This window comes from Intrasporangium sp. (genome assembly GCF_035280925.1).
Lineage (GTDB): Bacteria > Actinomycetota > Actinomycetes > Actinomycetales > Dermatophilaceae > Intrasporangium.
In genome coordinates this window covers 1-17,749 of record NZ_DATEEY010000171.1, presented here as the reverse complement: position 1 = coordinate 17,749, position 17,749 = coordinate 1, and the positions used below count along the sequence as shown (strand labels likewise).

At 70.5% G+C, this 17,749-nt stretch carries 17 protein-coding genes; 12 read left to right on the top strand and 5 right to left on the bottom strand.

Annotation, left to right across the window (positions count from 1 at the left end):
- The 3 genes from VJN29_RS15560 to VJN29_RS15550 all read left to right on the top strand — a co-directional run.
- A partial coding sequence (locus VJN29_RS15560) for a response regulator transcription factor (RefSeq protein WP_324144544.1) occupies positions 1–533 on the top strand: 533 nt, incomplete at its 5' end.
- Positions 534–714: 181 nt separating this feature from the next.
- Complete coding sequence (locus VJN29_RS15555) at positions 715–2,106, top strand: sensor histidine kinase (protein ID WP_414654391.1); 1,392 nt, start codon at positions 715–717, stop codon at positions 2,104–2,106.
- Between the two features lie 135 nt (positions 2,107–2,241).
- Positions 2,242–3,828, top strand: a complete 1,587-nt coding sequence (locus tag VJN29_RS15550; RefSeq protein WP_324144542.1) for a M1 family metallopeptidase — start codon at positions 2,242–2,244, stop codon at positions 3,826–3,828.
- Positions 3,829–3,880: 52 nt separating this feature from the next.
- Here the strand turns inward: VJN29_RS15550 and VJN29_RS15545 are convergent, their stop codons facing one another.
- Positions 3,881–5,008, bottom strand: coding sequence for an MBL fold metallo-hydrolase (locus VJN29_RS15545; protein ID WP_324144546.1), 1,128 nt, complete (start codon positions 5,006–5,008; stop codon positions 3,881–3,883).
- 2 nt (positions 5,009–5,010) lie between these two features.
- Positions 5,011–6,339, bottom strand: a complete 1,329-nt coding sequence (locus VJN29_RS15540) for an MBL fold metallo-hydrolase (protein ID WP_324144541.1) — start codon at positions 6,337–6,339, stop codon at positions 5,011–5,013.
- 209 nt (positions 6,340–6,548) lie between these two features.
- Between VJN29_RS15540 and VJN29_RS15535 the strand changes: the two genes are divergently transcribed.
- The 4 genes from VJN29_RS15535 (at position 6,549) to VJN29_RS15520 (ending at position 8,956) form a co-directional block, all read left to right on the top strand.
- On the top strand, positions 6,549–7,091 hold the full coding sequence (locus VJN29_RS15535) for a toxin-antitoxin system HicB family antitoxin (RefSeq protein ID WP_324144540.1): 543 nt from the start codon (positions 6,549–6,551) through the stop codon (positions 7,089–7,091).
- Positions 7,092–7,131: 40 nt separating this feature from the next.
- Positions 7,132–7,998, top strand: a complete 867-nt coding sequence (locus VJN29_RS15530; protein ID WP_324144539.1) for a DUF4097 family beta strand repeat-containing protein — start codon at positions 7,132–7,134, stop codon at positions 7,996–7,998.
- Positions 7,995–8,237, top strand: a complete 243-nt coding sequence (locus tag VJN29_RS15525; protein ID WP_324144538.1) for a hypothetical protein — start codon at positions 7,995–7,997, stop codon at positions 8,235–8,237. Before VJN29_RS15530 ends, VJN29_RS15525 begins: the two co-directional genes overlap by 4 nt.
- A 95-nt stretch (positions 8,238–8,332) precedes the next feature.
- The gene (locus VJN29_RS15520) at positions 8,333–8,956 is read left to right on the top strand and encodes an FMN-binding negative transcriptional regulator (RefSeq protein WP_324144537.1); all 624 of its coding nucleotides are present in this window, start codon (positions 8,333–8,335) and stop codon (positions 8,954–8,956) included.
- Between the two features lie 264 nt (positions 8,957–9,220).
- Here the strand turns inward: VJN29_RS15520 and VJN29_RS15515 are convergent, their stop codons facing one another.
- Positions 9,221–10,879: an NAD(P)/FAD-dependent oxidoreductase gene (locus VJN29_RS15515; RefSeq protein WP_324144545.1), complete on the bottom strand. Its 1,659-nt coding sequence runs from the start codon at positions 10,877–10,879 to the stop codon at positions 9,221–9,223.
- A gap of 50 nt (positions 10,880–10,929) precedes the next feature.
- Between VJN29_RS15515 and VJN29_RS15510 the strand changes: the two genes are divergently transcribed.
- Entirely contained in the window at positions 10,930–11,517 is a 588-nt protein-coding gene (locus VJN29_RS15510; protein ID WP_324144536.1) for a DNA-3-methyladenine glycosylase I, read from the top strand.
- A 328-nt stretch (positions 11,518–11,845) separates the two neighbouring features.
- On the opposite strand, the gene VJN29_RS15505 is transcribed toward VJN29_RS15510, so the two are convergent.
- A complete protein-coding gene (locus VJN29_RS15505) occupies positions 11,846–13,147 on the bottom strand; it encodes a TrpB-like pyridoxal phosphate-dependent enzyme (protein WP_324144535.1) in 1,302 nt (433 codons plus the stop codon).
- An 88-nt stretch (positions 13,148–13,235) separates the two neighbouring features.
- A complete protein-coding gene (locus tag VJN29_RS15500) occupies positions 13,236–14,795 on the bottom strand; it encodes an NAD(P)/FAD-dependent oxidoreductase (RefSeq protein ID WP_324144534.1) in 1,560 nt (519 codons plus the stop codon).
- Between the two features lie 48 nt (positions 14,796–14,843).
- Between VJN29_RS15500 and VJN29_RS15495 the strand changes: the two genes are divergently transcribed.
- The 4 genes from VJN29_RS15495 to VJN29_RS15480 form a co-directional block, all read left to right on the top strand.
- The gene (locus tag VJN29_RS15495; RefSeq protein ID WP_324144533.1) at positions 14,844–15,473 is read left to right on the top strand and encodes a PH domain-containing protein; all 630 of its coding nucleotides are present in this window, start codon (positions 14,844–14,846) and stop codon (positions 15,471–15,473) included.
- 57 nt (positions 15,474–15,530) lie between these two features.
- Positions 15,531–16,967: an MFS transporter gene (locus VJN29_RS15490; RefSeq protein ID WP_324144532.1), complete on the top strand. Its 1,437-nt coding sequence runs from the start codon at positions 15,531–15,533 to the stop codon at positions 16,965–16,967.
- A gap of 285 nt (positions 16,968–17,252) precedes the next feature.
- A complete protein-coding gene (locus tag VJN29_RS15485) occupies positions 17,253–17,450 on the top strand; it encodes a ribbon-helix-helix protein, CopG family (RefSeq protein WP_013491223.1) in 198 nt (65 codons plus the stop codon).
- Positions 17,447–17,749 (top strand): type II toxin-antitoxin system death-on-curing family toxin (locus tag VJN29_RS15480; protein WP_324144531.1); only part of this gene is annotated, 303 nt, incomplete at its 3' end. The genes VJN29_RS15485 and VJN29_RS15480, both read left to right, overlap by 4 nt.

Genomic DNA, 17,749 nt, shown 5'->3' with positions numbered 1-17,749 from the left:
TAGACATGATGCTCCCCGACTTCGACGGTCTCGAGGTGCTGCGCAGGATGCGGTCCGAGAACCCCAATGTGCCGGTGCTCTTTCTCACCGCCAGGGACGCGGTCGAGGACCGGGTCTCGGGGCTGACGGCCGGTGGCGACGACTATGTGACCAAGCCGTTCTCCCTCGAGGAAGTGGTGGCTCGGGTCCGGGCGCTCATGCGCCGGACCACCGTTGCCCTCTCGTTCGCCGAGTCCGTCCTCGTGGTCGGGGACCTCACCCTCGACGAGGACAGTCACGAGGTGCGTCGGGCCGGGGAGGAGATCCACCTGACCGCCACGGAGTTCGAGCTGCTGCGCTACCTCATGCGCAACCCACGTCGGGTCCTGTCCAAGGCGCAGATCCTCGACCGCGTCTGGAACTACGACTTCGGCGGCCAGGCCAACGTCGTCGAGCTCTACATCTCCTACCTCCGCAAGAAGATCGACGCCGGCCGGGATCCGATGATCCACACGATGCGAGGTGCCGGTTATGTCCTCAAGCCAGCAGTTTGAGGTCACGGTCCCCGAGCCCGTACACGCGCCACGCACTTCGGGGCCCGGGGACCGCCCGGCCTCGTCATCCCCGCCACCGCCTCCTTCGCTGGTTGACCGCGCGAAGGAGGCCTTCGAACGCGTGCGGGACAACATGCGGCCATCCTCGTCGTGGACGCTGCGCACCAAGCTCGTCGCCTCAATGCTCGTGCTCTTCACGCTGCTCAGCGTCGCGACCTCCGTCTTCACCATCATGGCGCTCAACCAGCACCTCGTATCTCAGATCGACGAGCAGCTCGCTGCGTCGATCGCCAGCCCGCGCCAGTCAGGCGTGGCTGCTCTCCGCGACGGGGAGGTGGGACCCGGTACGCCTCGTCTCGAGGCACAGTTCTTCCCCACCCGTCAGGACAGGGGCTACGTCGAGTCCCGCGGGTCACGAGTGGTCCTGACGCCGGCCCAGCTCGAGCGCATCGAGAGCGCGGTGAGTGGGGGGGAGCCCCAGACGATCTTCGTCGCAGGCACTGGCCGGTTCCGGGTGCGCGCGGCCCAGGTTCCCTTCGTCAACGCAACGACCGGAGAGCCGATGGGGCTGGGCACCAGGGTCGTCGGCCTGTCCACGGCGCCGACCGACGCGACGATCAGCCGGATGATCGTCATCGCCATGACCGGGGTGTTCGCCGGTGTGCTCCTCGTCGGCGGCATCGGCACCTGGATCGTGCGGCGCAACCTCGAGCCGTTGCGCCGCGTCGCCGACACCGCCACGCGGGTCTCGAGGATGCCGCTGCACACCGGCCAGGTGGCGCTCCCGGAACGCGTGGCCGCGGAGGACACCGACACCCGCACCGAGGTGGGTCAGGTCGGCGCCGCCTTCAACGAGATGCTCGACCACGTCGACGAGGCCCTCAACGCCCGCCATCGCAGCGAGCAACGGGTCCGGCAGTTCGTCGCGGACGCCTCGCACGAGCTGCGCACCCCGCTCGCCTCGATCAAGGGCTACGCGGAGCTGTCCAAGCGCGAATCGAACCCGGTCCCCGAGTCCGTCACCCACGCCATGGGTCGGATCGAGTCCGAGGCCGGTCGGATGGGCTCGCTCGTCGAGGACCTGCTCCTGCTGGCCCGCCTGGACACGGGTCGGCCCCTGGATGCCGAGTCGGTCGATGTGTCCATGCTGGTCGTCAACGCCGTCAGCGACGCGCACGCCGCCGCGCCGTCACACGAGTGGAAGCTCGACCTGCCACCTGAGCCGGTCGAGGTGCGCGGCGACCCAGCACGCCTGCACCAGGTCGTCACGAACCTCCTCGCCAACGCGCGCACGCACACCCCGGCAGGGACGAGCGTGACGACATCCGTTCGCCCCGAAGGCGATTGGGTGCGTATCGCGGTCCACGACAACGGGCCCGGCGTTCCGGTCGACCTGCAGCCCAATGTCTTCGAGCGATTTGCTCGAGGAGACAACGCGCGCAGCCGGGCCGGTGGCAGCACCGGCCTCGGCCTGTCCATCGTCGAGGCAGTCACTCGCGCTCACGGCGGACACGTCGAGATGTCGAGCGGGCCAGGCGACACGACGTTCGCCATCCTCCTGCCCTCCACCTGAGCCAGGACCAGCCAGCCACCGTGAGCAGGTCTGCGGGGGCTGGCTGGCGGTTGTCCGAACTCCCTGCGCGCGTCCTTGGACGGCGGTAACGTTGGTTGGTCACGCAGGGGGCGTGACCTCACAGGGGAGGCTCACATGGCCCGTTCCACGCGCTTCATGCCCGTCCTCGCCGGCGCCGTCGCGATGACGACGCTGGCCCTGTTCGCCCCGGCCGCTGGGGCGGACGACTCCGGCCAGAAGAACGGCCGCTTCACCGCCGGCGCCCCGGGCGTCGGTGACGTCTACTACCCGCTCGCTGGCAACGGCGGCTACGACGTCGAGCACTACGACATCTCCGGCCGATACGACCCGGCGTCCGACGTGTGGTCCGCGACGACGACGATCCGCGCCACGGCCACCGCCGACCTCTACCGGTTCAACCTCGACTTCGACGGCATGGTCATCTCCAGTCTCGTTGTCGACGGGAAGGACGCATCCTGGACCCGGAACGGCCCCGAGCTGGTCGTCGTGCCGCAGCACAAGATCAAGTCCGGCGCGCCCGTCACCATCATCGCGACGTACTCAGGCGTGCCGAAGGAGTTCCCCATCACCGTCGGGACCTTCGAGGTGCGGATGGGCTTCATGGCAACGGACGATGGTGCCAATGTCGCCGGGCAGCCCGAGGCCGCTGCTGGCTGGTTCCCGGTCAACGACCATCCGCGGGATCGAGCGACCTACACGTTCCACGTGACCGTTCCCGAAGGGCACGACGTCGTCGCGAACGGGTTCCTCGAGAGCGAGCAGACGGCCGGCGGCTGGACGACCTTCGTGTGGCACGCGCCCGAGGCGATGGCGAGCTACCTCGCGACGATCGACATCGGGGAGTGGGACGTCCGGCAGTGGACCACGTCCTCCGGCCTGCCCGTCTATGACGCCATCGATCCCGACCTGCTGGGCGACCCGGTGCTCGGGCCGTCGATCGAGGCGTCGCTGGCACGACAGGGCGAGGTCGTCGACGTGCTGTCGGCGGCGTTCGGGCCGTACCCGTTCTCGACGGTCGGTGCGATCGTCGACGACCAGGACGACCTGTTCTTCGCCCTGGAGACCCAGACCAGGCCGGTCTACTCGAAGTACTTCTGGCCAGACGGCGGGGACTTCGTCGTCGCGCACGAGCTCGGCCACCAGTGGTACGGCGACTACGTTGCCCTCGAGCAGTGGCAGGACATCTGGCTCAACGAGGGCTGGGCCACGTACGCGGAGTGGGTCTGGGGCGAGCACGAGGGCTTCTTCACGCCGCAGGATGCCTTTGAGTCCCTCTATGCGGAGATACCGGCGGACGACCCGTTCTGGACGTTCGTCATCGGCGAGCCGCCGGCGGATGACCTCTTCGGCGATCCGGTTTACGTCCGCGGCGCGATGACGCTGCAGGCACTGCGCAACCGAGTCGGGGACGATGCGTTCTGGCACATCGCGCAGGGTTGGGTGTCCGAGCGTGGGGGCGGCACCGGCACGACGGCGCAGTTCATCGAGCTGTCCGAGCGCGTGTCGGGGCAGCAGCTCGACGACCTGTTCGACGCCTGGTTGTTCACGGGGACCAAGCCGGCGATCACGAGCGTCGCGGCACTCGGGGCCGAGCGGAGTGCTGGCCCAGCTGAGGCGGGCAGCGCGGCCGCGGACTCGACGCACGAGGTCCAACGGTGGAGCACCGCTGTGGAGAAGCGCCTGGCGCACGGGAGGTACTGACCGGAAAGCCAAGGTGCGCGCGCAAGCGGGCCCAGCGGCATACGGCATGGGTTCAGTCGTGGTCCTCAGCTGCGGCGCACGACTCCCACCACGAGTCGACCCCTGGCTGGGCGACTTCGTGGGGTCCCTCACCCGCCAAGGAGGTTCGTCCGCCAGGGCGCGGCGTCAGGAGACGGACGTCGTGCTCGGCGGCGGAGCGGCGCGCCCAGCGGATCGGCTCGCTCCACCAGTGCATGGCGAGGTTGAACGTCGCCCAGTGGACGGGCAGGAGGACCGACGCCGTGGCGTCGCCGCGGTTGACGTCCAGGTGCGCCCGCACCGCCTGGGCCGGGTCGAGGTGGATCTCAGGCCAGTGGTCGCTGTAGGCGCCGATGGGGATGAGGGTCAGGTCGAAGGGGCCGACGTCGCGGCCGATGTCCTCGAACCGGTGGGTGGGCCCGGAGTCGCCCGCGAAGTACGCCGCGTGCCCGGGACCGCGCAGCGCCCATCCCGCCCAGAGCGTCTGGTTGCGCACGAGGCCACGTCCGGAGAAGTGCCGGGCCTCGGTGCACGTGAGGACCACGTCGCCGATCGTCGTCGTCTCGCGCCAGTCCAGGGCCGTGATGCGCTCTGTGGGCACCCCCCAGCTCTCGAGGTGCAGGTCGACACCGATCGGCACGACGTAGTGCGGACGATGGGAGCGCTCCAGCTCGGCGATGGTGGGCTCGTCGAGATGGTCGTAGTGGTCGTGGCTGATGAGGACCGCGTCGAGGGGCGGCAGGTCGGCGACGCGGCACGGATTCGGGTGGAGCCGGCGAGGGCCGACTCGGCCCGATGGCGAGACGCGTTCCCCGAAGACCGGGTCGAGCAGGAAGCGGTGGCCGTCGAGCTCCACGAGGCTCGTCGCGTGACCCAGCCACGTGACGGCAAGGTCAGCCGCCACCTCCGGCCACTCCGGACGCTCGACCGGGATGCGACCGACCGGACGACCGCGGCCTCGCGCCCGGTAGGCGGCGACGGCCGGATGCCCGAGGCCCTCGCCCTCCGGCGCCGCGACCCAGTGCGTCGGCTCGTGCGACCGGAACTGGCCGTCGCGGTAGTTCGGCGACTCGGCGGCCCGGGCCCGCATCGCCGAGGCCGACGCCCCGATCCGCCGCACCAGCGCGACTCGGCTCGCGGAGGCGGCCGCGGCTCTCAGCATGGTCACACGTCACGGTAACCCGAGTCCTCGGCGGCAGAACACTCCTCCCACCAGGGCTGGGCGTACTTGGCGGCCACGACCTCGGGCTCGGCCTCGGTGAGGTCCACGCGCTCGCCGAGGCGCGGTGAGATGAGCGGCACGCCGGCCTCCCCGGCAGCGCGCCGCACCCGTCGCATCGGCTCGGCCCACCAGTGCATCGCCAGGTTGAAGGTCGCCCAGTGGACGGGGAGCATCACCGAGGTCGAGGCGGCCGTCCACGCCTGACGCCGGGTCGGAGTCGCCTCACCCTCCTCGTGCGCCCCGCCCGGGGTGTCGATGCGCTGGTCGCCGTCGATGAACTCATCGGCGACCCCTGCCTCGTCCACCGTCACCGCCTTGGCGGCGCTCGCCATCCGGTTGACGTCGCGATGCGCAGCCACCGCCTGCTCCGGCTCGAGGTGCAGGTCCGGCCAGTACGGGTCGTAGGCACCGATCGGCAGCAGGGTGAGGTCGAACGGCCCCAGGTCGGCCCCGATGTGGGCGAACCGCTTCGAGGTGCCGGAGTCGCCCGAGTAGTAGGCGGAGTGCCGTGGACCGTGGACGGCCCAGCCGGCCCAGAGCGTCTGGCTGTCGACGAGGCCGCGGCCCGAGTTGTGCCGGGCCTCCGTGCAGGTGAGCCGCACGCCGGCGACCTGCGTGGACTCCCGCCAGTCGAGCGCGGTGATGCGGTCCTCCGGCACGCCCCACACCATGAGGTGGAGGCCGACTCCCAGCGGGACCACGTAGTGCGGCTGGTGGGTCCGCTCGAGCGCGGTGATCGAGGGCGTGTCCAGATGGTCGTAGTGGTCGTGCGAGATGAGCACGGCGTCGACCCTCGGCATGTCCTCGATCCGACCCGGCACCGGGTGAAGGCGCTTGGGACCGAAGCGAGTCGACGGTGAGACCCGCTCGCCGAACACCGGGTCGATGAGCAACCTGGCGCCGTCCAGCTCGAGCAGGGTCGTGGCGTGGCCGTACCACGTGACCGCGAGCTCGCCCGCCTGCTCCGGCAGGACAGGGCGAACATGCGGGACCTCCCCGACCGGGCGTCCGCGTCCGTGCACCCGGATCGACGCGAGCAGCGCGCTCGTCTGGGCCCGCAGGCGCGGTCGCAACGACGGTTCCTCCGCCTCGAACCGGCGATTCCTGAAGTTGGGCGAGTCGCGGACCGCCGGCACGATCGCGGCCGGGTCGGCGCCCATGCGGTGCAGGATCCGCAGGAACTCGCGGGCGCGCGATCGGCTGGAGAGGCGAGCGATGCCGCTCGAGATCGCTCGGACGGCGACTCGGTCGGACGTGGCCAGGCTGCGCATGTCACTCCTTGGGGTCAGGGGTGGCGCAGCAGTCGGTGCGGCGCGTCTCCATTGTGCGCTGGCAGTGTGCCCGCGCACGCCTCCCCGTCCCCACTCAATCGAGTGAACAGCTCTTGCGTCCCGAAGCTGTTCACTCGATCAGGGGGTGACGCCGGGATGGTGTCGCAAAGGTGTTGACATGACATCACGATGGTGTCAACATGGTGCACATGGACATCACTGAGTACGTGGATGCACTGCGTCAGGACCTGGCGCGGGCGGCCCGGGCAATGGGCCAGGAGACGGAGCAGGCCGCGGAGCGGCTCGGCGTCGCACTGGACTCCAGCGTGCGCCTAGCCCTGATGGACGCGCTGTCCCACGCGGCGGCCGAGATCACCAACGAGCTCGACGGGGTATCCGTCGAGGTGCGGCTCCAGGGCCGTGAGCCGGTGTTCGTCGTCGTCGGAGCCGGCCCGTCGGCCGTGGCGGACGACACGACCGCCATCCGCACCGAGGACACCGCGGCCCTGTCGCTCGACGAGGACGGCGAGACGGCGCGCATCACCCTGCGCATCCCGGAGTCGCTCAAGGCCAGGGCCGAGGACCTCGCGGCGGGCCGTGGACAGTCCCTGAACACGTGGATCGTCAACGCGGTCCGCATGGCAACCACGCCTGGCATCAACATCAACATCGGCGGTCAGTGGGGACCGGGTCCCGGTGCCCCGGGCCGCAACCGCTCGTCCAACAAGCGCGTGCAGGGCTGGGTCCGCTGAAGCGGCAGCCGTCAACACCAGAGCAGCTAGGGGAACCATCATGACCAACATCGAGAAGCGTTTCGAGACAACCGGCCCGATCAACCTCAAGGTCGAGCAGCTCGTGGGCGACGTGAAGCTGACCGTCACCGACGAGCCCGTGACGACCGTCCGACTGATCCCGCACGGCCGCTCGGGTGAGGAGCTCGCCGAGCGCTACACCGTCGAGGCCCGGGGCAACGACGTCGTCGTCCTCGCGCCGAAGAAGGACGGCTTCCTCGGACTCGGGCTCTTCAAGGGTTCCGTGGACGTCGAGGTCGACCTTGCGGCCGGCAGCACCGTCGACACCCGCACGGGGTCGGGGGACATCGAGGGCCGGGGTCGCCTCGGTGACGTCCAGGCAGCGACGGGATCCGGCGACATCGCGTTCGACCAGCTCGGCGGCGCCGAGCTCAAGTCGGGCTCCGGCGACATCGCCGTCCAGGTCCTCGGTGGCGAGGCCCGCGCCAAGACCGGTTCGGGCGACGTCAGTGTCGGCCAGGCCAGCGGTACCCTCGACCTCGTCTCCGGCAGCGGTGACATCGCCATCCGCAGGGCCGACGCCGAGGTCAAGGCGAAGACCGGCTCCGGCGACGTGGTGGTCAGCACCTCCATCGCTGATCTCGAGCTCATGACCGGCACGGGCGACGTCAAGCTCGGCGCCGTCCACGGCGGGGCCATCAAGGCGCGGACCGGGACGGGCGACGTCACCATCGCGGTGGCGGCGGGGGTGGCTGCCTACCTCGACCTCAACACCGTCACCGGCGACGTCCGGATCGACCTCGAGGACAGTGACGGCCCCGGCGATGCCGAGGCCCAGACCAGCCTCGCTGTCCAGTCGGGCAGCGGCGACATCCACGTCAAGAGAGCGCAGGTGAGCCTGACATGACGACCTTCCACGATTCCCAGCACGTCCGTCCGATCCTCACGCCGCAGGAGGCCATCGCACGCGACCTCATCATCGACCAGGTGGCCCGGCAGCATCGGGTGGCCCGTCCGGTCCGCCGGCACACCCGCACGGCGCTCGTCCTGAGGCGGCTCGCCGCCCGCCTCGACCCGGAGCCGGAGCCGACGAGCGCGCCTCGTCCGGCGTGGACGCCGGGCAGACAGCTTCCGGCATCCCACTGAGGACCGGCCGCCGCGGTGCCTCCACGATCGCGGCGGCCACGACAAGGGCCCCGGCGGAGACGCCGGGGCCCTTGCGCATCGGCGACAATGACCCGGTGTACGTGCCGCACCTCAATGCCATGGCCGACGCCGACGTCGGCCCCTTCCTCGCTGCCCATCCGGCCGGTCACCTCGTCACCGTCGGGCCGGACGGCCGACCCGACGTGACCCTCCTGCCCCTCGTCGTCAACGAGGGCAGGGTCCTGGCGCACTTCGCGCGGGCCAACGACCACTGGCGCCGGATCGCACCCGGCTCGGCGGGCCTCGTCGTCGTCACCGCTGCGGATGCCTACATCTCTCCGAGCTGGTACGCGTCCAAGGCAGAGCATGGCCGGGTCGTGCCGACCTGGAACTACAGCGAGGTCCAGCTGAGCGGCGCCGTGACCGTCCACGACGACCCGGAGTGGGTCCGCGACATGGTCACGCGCCTGACCGACCGCCACGAGAGCCATCGCGCCGGGCGGTGGGCGGTCACCGACGCCCCCGACCGCTACGTCACCGGCCAGCTGCGCGCGATCATCGGCGTGGAGCTCGCCATCGAGAGCGTCTCGGCCAAGGCGAAGCTGAGCCAGAACCGGTCCGACGCGGACCGAGAGGGCGCGATCGCCGGACTCTCGCGTGAACCCGGCCACGCGGCCCACGACGTCGCGGACGCGATGCGAGCGGCCCTCGGTGACTGAGCCCGGCGGCATACGGCATCCATGTGCGGTTCAGCGACACGGCACAGACGGGCCACCGGGCACGTCGCGAGCGTGGGGCCATGGACAGCACAGCACGCAGGCTCGGGCGCTGGCATTTCAAACGGATTGACGTATGCCGCTGAGCCGGCTCCCAGCCCGGGGCCGCCTCCGCGCCCTGCCGCCCATCCGCCGAACCTCCGCCGCCGACGACCCTGGCGGTCCGCTACGCGTTCCGCTTCGGCGAGCTCGGCGAGCTCTGAGCGCTCAGCCCGCCGGCTCCAGCCAGGCGTGCACCAGCGGCACGACTGACGCGCCCTCGCCGCTCGCGGCGGCGACGCGTTTCATCGAGCCGCTCCGGATGTCTCCCGCCGCGAAGATCCCCGGCACCGTCGTCTCGAGGCTCTCCGGTGGCAGGTCACCCCGCCACCTGGCAGGTGGCACGTCGCGGCCCGTGACCACGAACCCCCTGTCGTCGCGGGCGATCTCGGGCGGAAGCCACTCGCAGTGGGGCTCGGCACCGAGGAGCAGGAAGAGGCCGCCACACTCCTGACGTGACGTCTCACCCGAGCGGGTGTCGCGCACGCTGATCCACTCGAGCCGGCCGTCGCCACCGCCGTTGACGACCTCCGAGCACGCCTGCACCCGGATCCGAGGGTTGTAGGACATCTCGCCGATGAGGTACTGCGACATCGTCGACTCCAGGCCATCACGGCGTACGAGGATGGTGACGGAGCGGGCGAACCGGGCCAGGTGGATCGCGGCCTGTCCGGCCGAGTTGCCGCCCCCGATGACGACGACGTCGTAGTCCTCCATGGCCCGGGCGGCGGTCATGGCGCTCCCGTAGAACACGCCGCGGCCGACGAGGTCCTCGATCGCGGGGACGCGGAGCTTCCGGTACGTCACGCCCGTTGCGACGACGACCGCGCGAGCCCGCACGTCGCCTCCCTCCGTGTGCAGCACGTGGGGCTGCCCCTCGGAGCCGGGCTCGAGCCCGATGACCGACCAGCCGGTGAAGAAGCGGGTGCCGAAGCGGATCGCCTGGTTGCGGGCCCGCTGGGCCAGCCGCATGCCGGAGATGCCGCGGGGGAAGCCGAGGTAGTTGCGAATCATCGACGACGTGCCGGCCTGGCCGCCGACCGCCTCGGACTCGAGGACCACCGTCGAGAGGCCCTCCGAGGAGGCGTAGACGGCGGTGGCCAGGCCGGCCGGCCCGGCTCCGACGACGGCGACGTCGCTCACCGTGTCGCTGTCGATGTCGGTGGGCTGCCCGTAGATGCGGATGGCGACGTCATGGACGCTGTGGGCGACGGCCGGGTCCTTGTCCATGGCCTGCACGACGGGGAACCCTGGCTCCACGGGCTCCGGGAGCCGGGCGAGGAGGGCGCGGCCCGTCGGCGTGTCCGGGGCATACGTGCGGTTGGGCATCCCCATGCGGTCGAGGAAGTCCCGGATCGCGAGTGTGAGCGCATCGGCGCCGTCGGAGACCACGCGGACCGTCTCGACCTCCGGCGTGGGCACGGTCGAGCCCCAGTCGGACAGCAGCTCGCAGACGGCCGTGTGGAACTCCTCGTCCCGGACTCCTCGCGGCATGAGCAGGTAGGCGTCGAACTTGCCCTTCGCGAGGCCGACGCGGAGGTCGGGAGCGTCGACGAGGAACCGGGACCAGTGCGCCGCCACCATGCGGCGGGCGGTCGGCACCACGGCGCGCCACCGTCCGAACGCCTCGTAGACGTGGGCGTCGGGCAGCTGCGACTCGGCGACGAAGAGCGCGACCTGCCCACCGGCCTGGCTCACCAGTGCCGCGACGGCCTCAGCCTCGGCCGCGGTCACAGCGGTGTGGAAGTCGTAGTCCCGGCGGTAGCGTCCGAACTCGTCCACGAGCGTGTCCAGGTGCTCCGGGCCGACGAGGATGATTGCGGGCATCACCTCATCGATCGTAGGGAGTGACACCGGTCGGAACTACTGTCCTTTTCATGACGGTGGTTGGTGACGACGGGCTGGCGCGCCCGGCGTGGGCGTCGGTGGACCCGCTCCTCAAGGAGTACTACGACACCGAGTGGGGCATGCCGGTCCGCGACGAGCGGGGCCTGTATGAGCGGATCTGCCTCGAGGGGTTCCAGTCCGGGCTGTCGTGGGCGACGATCCTGCGCAAGCGGCCGGCCTTCAGGGCGGCGTTCGCGGACTTCGACCCCGATGTCGTCGCCGGCTTCGGTGACGCTGACGTCGAGCGCCTCATGGCTGACGCGGGCATCGTCCGGAACCGGATGAAGATCCGGGCGACGATCCAGAACGCCCGAGCGACGATCGCGCTCCGTGAGGAGGGCGGCCTCGTCGACCTGGTGTGGAGCTTCCAGCCGAGCGAGACGCCGAGGCCGAGCGACTACTCCGAGGTGCCGACCGTGTCCGACGAGTCGAAGGCTCTGTCGAAGGCGCTGCGCAAGAAGGGGTTTGCCTTCGTCGGGCCGACGACGATGTTCGCGCTGATGGAGGCCATCGGCATGATCGACACCCACCTCCTGGCCAGCCACCGACGCGGGACGTCGGGGGTCTGGCTGGAGTGACTCGTCAGAAATGACGTTTCAGGTCCCCGCGAGACAACCTGCACCGCCGCGTGGGGTCCTGCCTCCCAGTGATTCCAGAGCCACGTGCCAGCGTCAGACTCACATGCTGCTCCGCGAGGCGGAGCAAGATGCGAGCCGAAGACGCTGCGGGTTCGCGAGCGGGCGCGCGTAGTGCACACTCGACTGGCTCGGGGCGGCGCGCGTAGTGCACACTCGACTGGCTCGGGGCGGCGCGCACTGCACACTCGACTGGCTGGGGGCGGCGCGCACTGCACACTCGACTGGCTGGGGGCGGCGCGGAGTGCACGTTCTGGGCAGGGTCCACTCTTCAGAGGTAGTCCTCGTAGGCGGGCAGGTCGAGCACGCCGTTGCCGGACAGGCCGATGACGATGGTCTCGTCGGTGGTCGCCGCGCGGGCGTGGGTGAGGGCCGCCGCGACGGCATGGGTCGACTCGGGTGCCGGGATGATGCCCTCCGCCCGTGCGAACTCGATGCCGGCCTGGAAGGCGTCCTCCTGCTCGATGGCGGTCGCCGACAGCAGTCCGAGCTCGAGCGCGTGGGACACCATCGGAGCCATGCCGTGGTAGCGCAGTCCGCCGGCGTGGATCGGGGGCGGCACGAAGTCCTTGCCGAGGGTGTGCATCTTGAGCAGCGGGGTGAGGCCGGCGACGTCACCGTGGTCGTAGCGGTACTCGCCCTGGGTCAGCGACGGGCAGGCGGCGGGCTCGCAGGCGACGACCCTCGTGGTCGCGCCGTCCCGCAGGTTGCGCCCGATGAAGGGGAACGAGAGCCCGGCGAGGTTCGAACCGCCGCCCGCGCAGCCGAAGATGACATCGGCGGTCTCCTCGATCGCCTCCAGCTGGTCGAGCGCCTCGATCCCGATGACGCTCTGGTGCAGCAGCACGTGGTTGAGCACGCTGCCGAGCGAGTAGTGGGCGTTGGGGTCCTTCGCCGCGACCTCGACCGCTTCGGAGATGGCCATGCCGAGCGAACCAGTCGTGTCGGGGTCGTTCGCGAGCATGGCGCGCCCGGCCTCCGTGAGGTCGGACGGCGACGGGTGGCAGACGCTGCCGTAGGTCTCCATCTGGTACCGCCGGTAGGGCTTCTGGTCGTAGGAGGCGCGGACCTGCCAGATCTCGCACTCGAGGCCGAGCAGGGAGCAGGCGAGGGCCAGCGAGGCGCCCCACTGCCCGGCGCCGGTCTCGGTCGTCAGCTTCGTCGCGCCCTCGACGGCGTTGTAGTAGGCCTGCGCGACGGCGGTGTTGGGCTTGTGCGAGCCGGCGGGGCTGACGCCCTCGTACTTGTAGAAGATCCTGGCCGGCGTGCCGAGGACCCGCTCGAGCCGGTGGGCGCGGACGAGCGGCGAGGGCCGCCACAGGGCGTAGATCTCACGGACGGTCTGCGGGATCTCGACCCAGCGCTCGGTGGTGACCTCCTGCTGGATGAGGGCCATCGGGAAGAGCGGCGCGAGGTCGTCCGGACCGACGGGCTGCTGAGTGCCGGGATGCAGCGGCGGAGGGCAGGGCTCGGGCAGGTCGGCTGCGAGGTTGTACCAGTGGGTCGGCACGGACGAGGGCACGACGGCGCCCGTCGGCTCGGTGAGCGGCTGGCTGGAGCGGACCTCGGTCATGACGACTCCTCAAGAGGGTGCTGCGTGATGGCGGCAGTGCCATCAGCCGGAGGCTAACCGAGGCCGGGTCCCCGCGGGAGTCCCCGTATCACCTGTCGACGCCCAACCTGGCGAGGACGGCCCGGGCGGCGTTGTGCCCCGGGATGCCGCTCACCCCGCCGCCGCGCCTCGCGCCGGCGCCGGCGATGAGGAGTCCCTCGTGCGGCGTCTCGACGCCCCACGTGCCGACCTCGTCCGCCGAATCCGCCCAGGGCCACTGGAGTGACCGGTGCCAGATGTTGCCACCCGGCAGGCCGAGCGACTCCTCGAGGTCGACCGGGCTCCTGGCCTCGATGCACGGGTTGCCAGCCGTGTCGCGGACGAGCAGGTCCTCGATCGGCTCGGCCAGGACGGAGTCGATCGAGCGGATCGTCGCGCTCACGGCCTCCCGAGTCACCGCGGTGTTGTCGACGCGGAACAGTCGTGCGGGGAAGTGCAGCCCGAACACGGTCAGCGTCTGGGCGTCGGTGTCATGCAACGAAGGGCCCAGGATCGACCGGTCGGTCAGCGTGTGGCAGTAGACCTCGCACGGCGGGAGGTCGGGGACGCGCCCGGCGAGCACAGCGGCATACGCCTCATTGAGCTGTCGGTACCCCTCGTTGACGTGGAAGGTGCCCGCGAAGGCGGCCCGCGGGTCGGTGCTCCCGTCGCGGAGGCGGGGGAGGCGGGTGAGGAGCAGGTTGACCTTGAGCTGCGCGCCCTCGACGTCCTGCTCGGTTCGGATCGGTGGGGCGCCGGCCCGGCTGAGGAGGTCGTTCAACACGGTGGGCGCGCAGGCGGCGAGGACATGGTCCGCGCGGGCGGAGCCGCCGGGCCACGACACCTCACGGGTCGACGGGTCGACCGCGGTCACCTCGGCGCCGGTCTGGATGGTCGCGCCGGCTTCTGTGGCGGTCCTGGCCAGCGCGTCTGTCACCGCGCCCATGCCGCCGACCGGGACGTCCCAGTCACCGGTGCCGCCTCCGACGAGGTGGTAGAGGAGGCAGATGTTCTGGCGCAGCGCCGGGTCGTCGAGGGAGGCGAAGGTGCCGATCAGGGCGTCCGTCGCGATGATCCCGCGGAGGGTGTCGTCGTCGGTGACCGACTCGATGAGCTCGCTGATCGGCCTTTCCGTGAGGGCGTCGAACAGCGCGTCGTCGCCGCTGAGTGCGCGCATGTCGGAACGAGACCGCAGCGGCTCGAGGACGGTTGGGTGGACGCGCTCGGCGAGCCGGGCCATGCGGTCGTAGAACCTGGTCCAGCCGTCGTGGGCGGCGTCGTCGCCCGTGAGTCGTCGGAAGCCCTCGCGCGTCGCGGCCGGGTCCGCCGTGTCGACGAGCACGCCGCCGGTCGGGTCGCCGGGGACCGGGGTGTAGGACGAGAAGCGGCGCCGGACGAGGCGGACGTCGAGCTCGAGGTCCGTGATGATCTGGCCCGGCAGGAGCGAGACGAGGTAGGCGTAGCGGGAGAGCCGCGCGTCCACCCCTTCGAACGCGCGGACCGACACCGCCGCGCCCCCCACCTGGCCGGACCGCTCGAGGACGAGGACCCGGCGGCCGGCCCGGGCGAGGTAGGCGGCGGCCGTCAGGCCGTTGTGCCCCGCCCCGATGACGACGTCGTCGTAACGCACGGCCACACCTTAGGGTCGGGCCGGGCGGCTGCGCTCTACGCTGGCGTCATGGGATTCCCGGACAACGTCCTGGCAAAGCACGAGCGTGTGGAGCGAAGCATCCATCCGCACTGGATCACTGTCCTGTTGCCGCTCCTCTTCGGGCTCGTCCTCCTCGCCGGGGGCATCGCCATTGCGGCCGCGACGCCGAACGACTCGGCGGGCAACAGGATCCAGTGGATCTCTGTTGGCGTCCTCGTCCTGATCGCCATCCCTTTGGTGCTGGTGCCGTTCCTCCGGTGGCGCACGACGCACTACGTCGTGACGTCGCACCGCGTCATGGTCCGTCGGGGCATCCTGAGCAAGTCGGGCAAGGACGTCACCCTGTCCAAGATCACCGACGTCTCCTTCGACCAGTCCCTGCTCGACCGGATCATCAACTCTGGCTCGCTGCGCATCGAGTCGGCGGGAGACAGCCCCGACGAGCTGCTGCGCAACATCCCGCACAGCAACCATGTCCAGCAGCTCATCAACCGCCTCATCGACGAGGACGACACACGCCGTCGTATGGTGGCCAACGGCCGGTCCGCGCACGGACGGCCGGGTTACGAGCCGGCTGAGGATGTCGACGACGAGGGCCGTATGCCGCTGAGCCCGGACCCGGACCGACGTGACCGTCCTCGGCTGGCTGAGGAGTGAGAGGCGCTTGGCCGCAGGCTTGACCTCACGTGCACTTGAACCTGCATCGTATTGCTCGTGACCTCGAAGACTGATGCTGGCTCTGCTGTAGCGGAGCGTGAGTTAGCCTCTGGCGCAAGCCTGTTCACCCGCCAGAATGCCCCGGTCGTCATTGCGGTCGTCGCGCTGGTGACGCTGGGGGCGTTCGAGAACCGTGCGGTCCTGACGGCGATGCCGACTGTGCTCCTCGAGCTGGACGCCGTGACGAGCTACGGACTGGTCGGCGCGGCACCCCTCGCGACCTACCTCGTCGCGCTGGCCACCGCCGGCTGGTGGGCCGACCGTCGTGGGCCGGTGCCCGTGCTTCGGGTGGGTGCCTTGACCTTCGTCGGCGGGATGGCCGCAGTGGCGAGTGCGACAGGGTTGCCGGCTCTCGTGCTGGGCCGGTTGCTCAGCGGGCTCGCTGAGGGACTGCTCGACGTCGGCGTCATGGTTCTCGTGGCTCGCGTCCTCGATCCGGTCCTGCGCCCGAAGGTCGTCGCGATGTTCGCCGCGGCCTGGGTCCTGCCCTCGGTCCTCGGACCGGTTGTCACCGGTGCTGTGACCGAGTGGATCGGCTGGCGGTGGGTCTTCATCGCGGGCCCGGTCGTGTTGGTGCCGGTGTGGCTCGCCCTTCGACCCGCTCTGCGCGTCGCGCGGGGGCTTCCGCAGGAGGAGGCTGTTGTGGTGGGCGAGGGGACGGCACCGGCCCGGCTGCGCGGTGTCCTGCCCTGGGCGCTCCTGGCGGCTGTGGCCCTCGTCGCGCTCAACCTCGTCACGGAGCAGCTCACCGTCCAGGCACTCACCGTGTCGGTGGCCGTCGTATCCGGTCTGGCCGTGGTCGGGCTCGGCGCCTCGGCGCGGCGCTTGCTGCCCAGTGGCGCCCTCCGAGCGGCCTGCGGCATCGGCGGCGTCATCGCGCTGCGCGGCTTGGTCAGCGCGGCGTTCATGGGAATCGGCGCCTTCCTGCCGCTCATCCTCACCGTGCTCCGTCACCACGGTCCGCTCACGGCGGGCATCAGCCTCAGCATCACCGGCCTCACGTGGTCGAGTGGGTCCGCCATCCAGAGCCGGTTCTCGGCTCGGCCGATGGCGCTGCTCCGGGTGGGCTTCACGCTCGTGACGATGGGCCTCGTTGGAACGGCCCTCATCGTCTGGGCGGACGCGCCGACCGCGGTGGGGCTCGTGGGCTGGGCGATGGCGGGCCTCGGGATCGGCATGACCTCCGGCACGCTGTCGGTCCTCATCATGTCCGCGTCCGACGACTCGAACCAGGGCCGCAACAACGCCGGTGGGCAGATGGCCGCCTCCATGGCGAGTGCGGTCTTCTACGCCGCAGCCGGGGCAGTCCTCGCAGTCGCCGGCGAGCCCAGCCGTCTCGCGTTCGGAGTCATCGCCGGGCTCGCCGTCGCGCTCGCCGCCATGGGGCTCGCAGCCTCGGGCCGAGCCCGCTGCGCTCTCCCCACAATCGAGTGAACAACTTTCGAGTCCTGAATGGTTCACTCGATCGAGGGCGACACGTGACCACGCCGTCGTCCTTCGATCGACGTCATCGAGCGTGGCCGTTGATGCCTAGTAGCATCACCGGGCCGGGCAGCCCTCCGACCACGGAGGCGACACCGGCGATCATCCGACCACATCTGCCGACGTCGGGGCACGTCTTTCCGCCCACTCTGGGCGCCCCACTTCGCCCACTGGGGGCACCTAGGGTGCGGCCTGTCGGCCGCTCGTCGAGCGGTACCGCGGTGGTACCATCAGGGCATGGCGATGAACCTGCGGCTGACCGATGCCGAGTCCGAAGCCCTGCGCGCAAAGGCTGAGCAGGAGGGTCGCTCAATGCAGGAGGTCGCGCGGAGCGCGATCGCTCAATACGTCTCGGACCGTCCGCAGCGCTTGGCTGCCGCGATCCAGCGCGTGCGCACCGAGGATCACGATCTGCTCGAGCGACTGAGCCAGTGAGCAATGAGGACCTCGACTACCTCTCGCTAGAGGATCTGTTGGAGATCGCCACCGGCGTGATCGACGAGGTGGTGGTCCGAGACGTGGGCCTGCTGGCCGCAGCCGCCGCACGCCCCCGGGTCACCGTCTTCGGCGACGACGCCTATCCCGCCTTCGAAGACAAGGCCGCAGCGCTGCTGCACTCCTTGGTGCGCAACCACGCCCTGGTTGACGGGAACAAGCGCTTGGCATGGTCCGCGACCCGTGTCTTCTGCCTACTCAACGGGCGGGACCTGACGTACGACGTCGACGACGCCGAG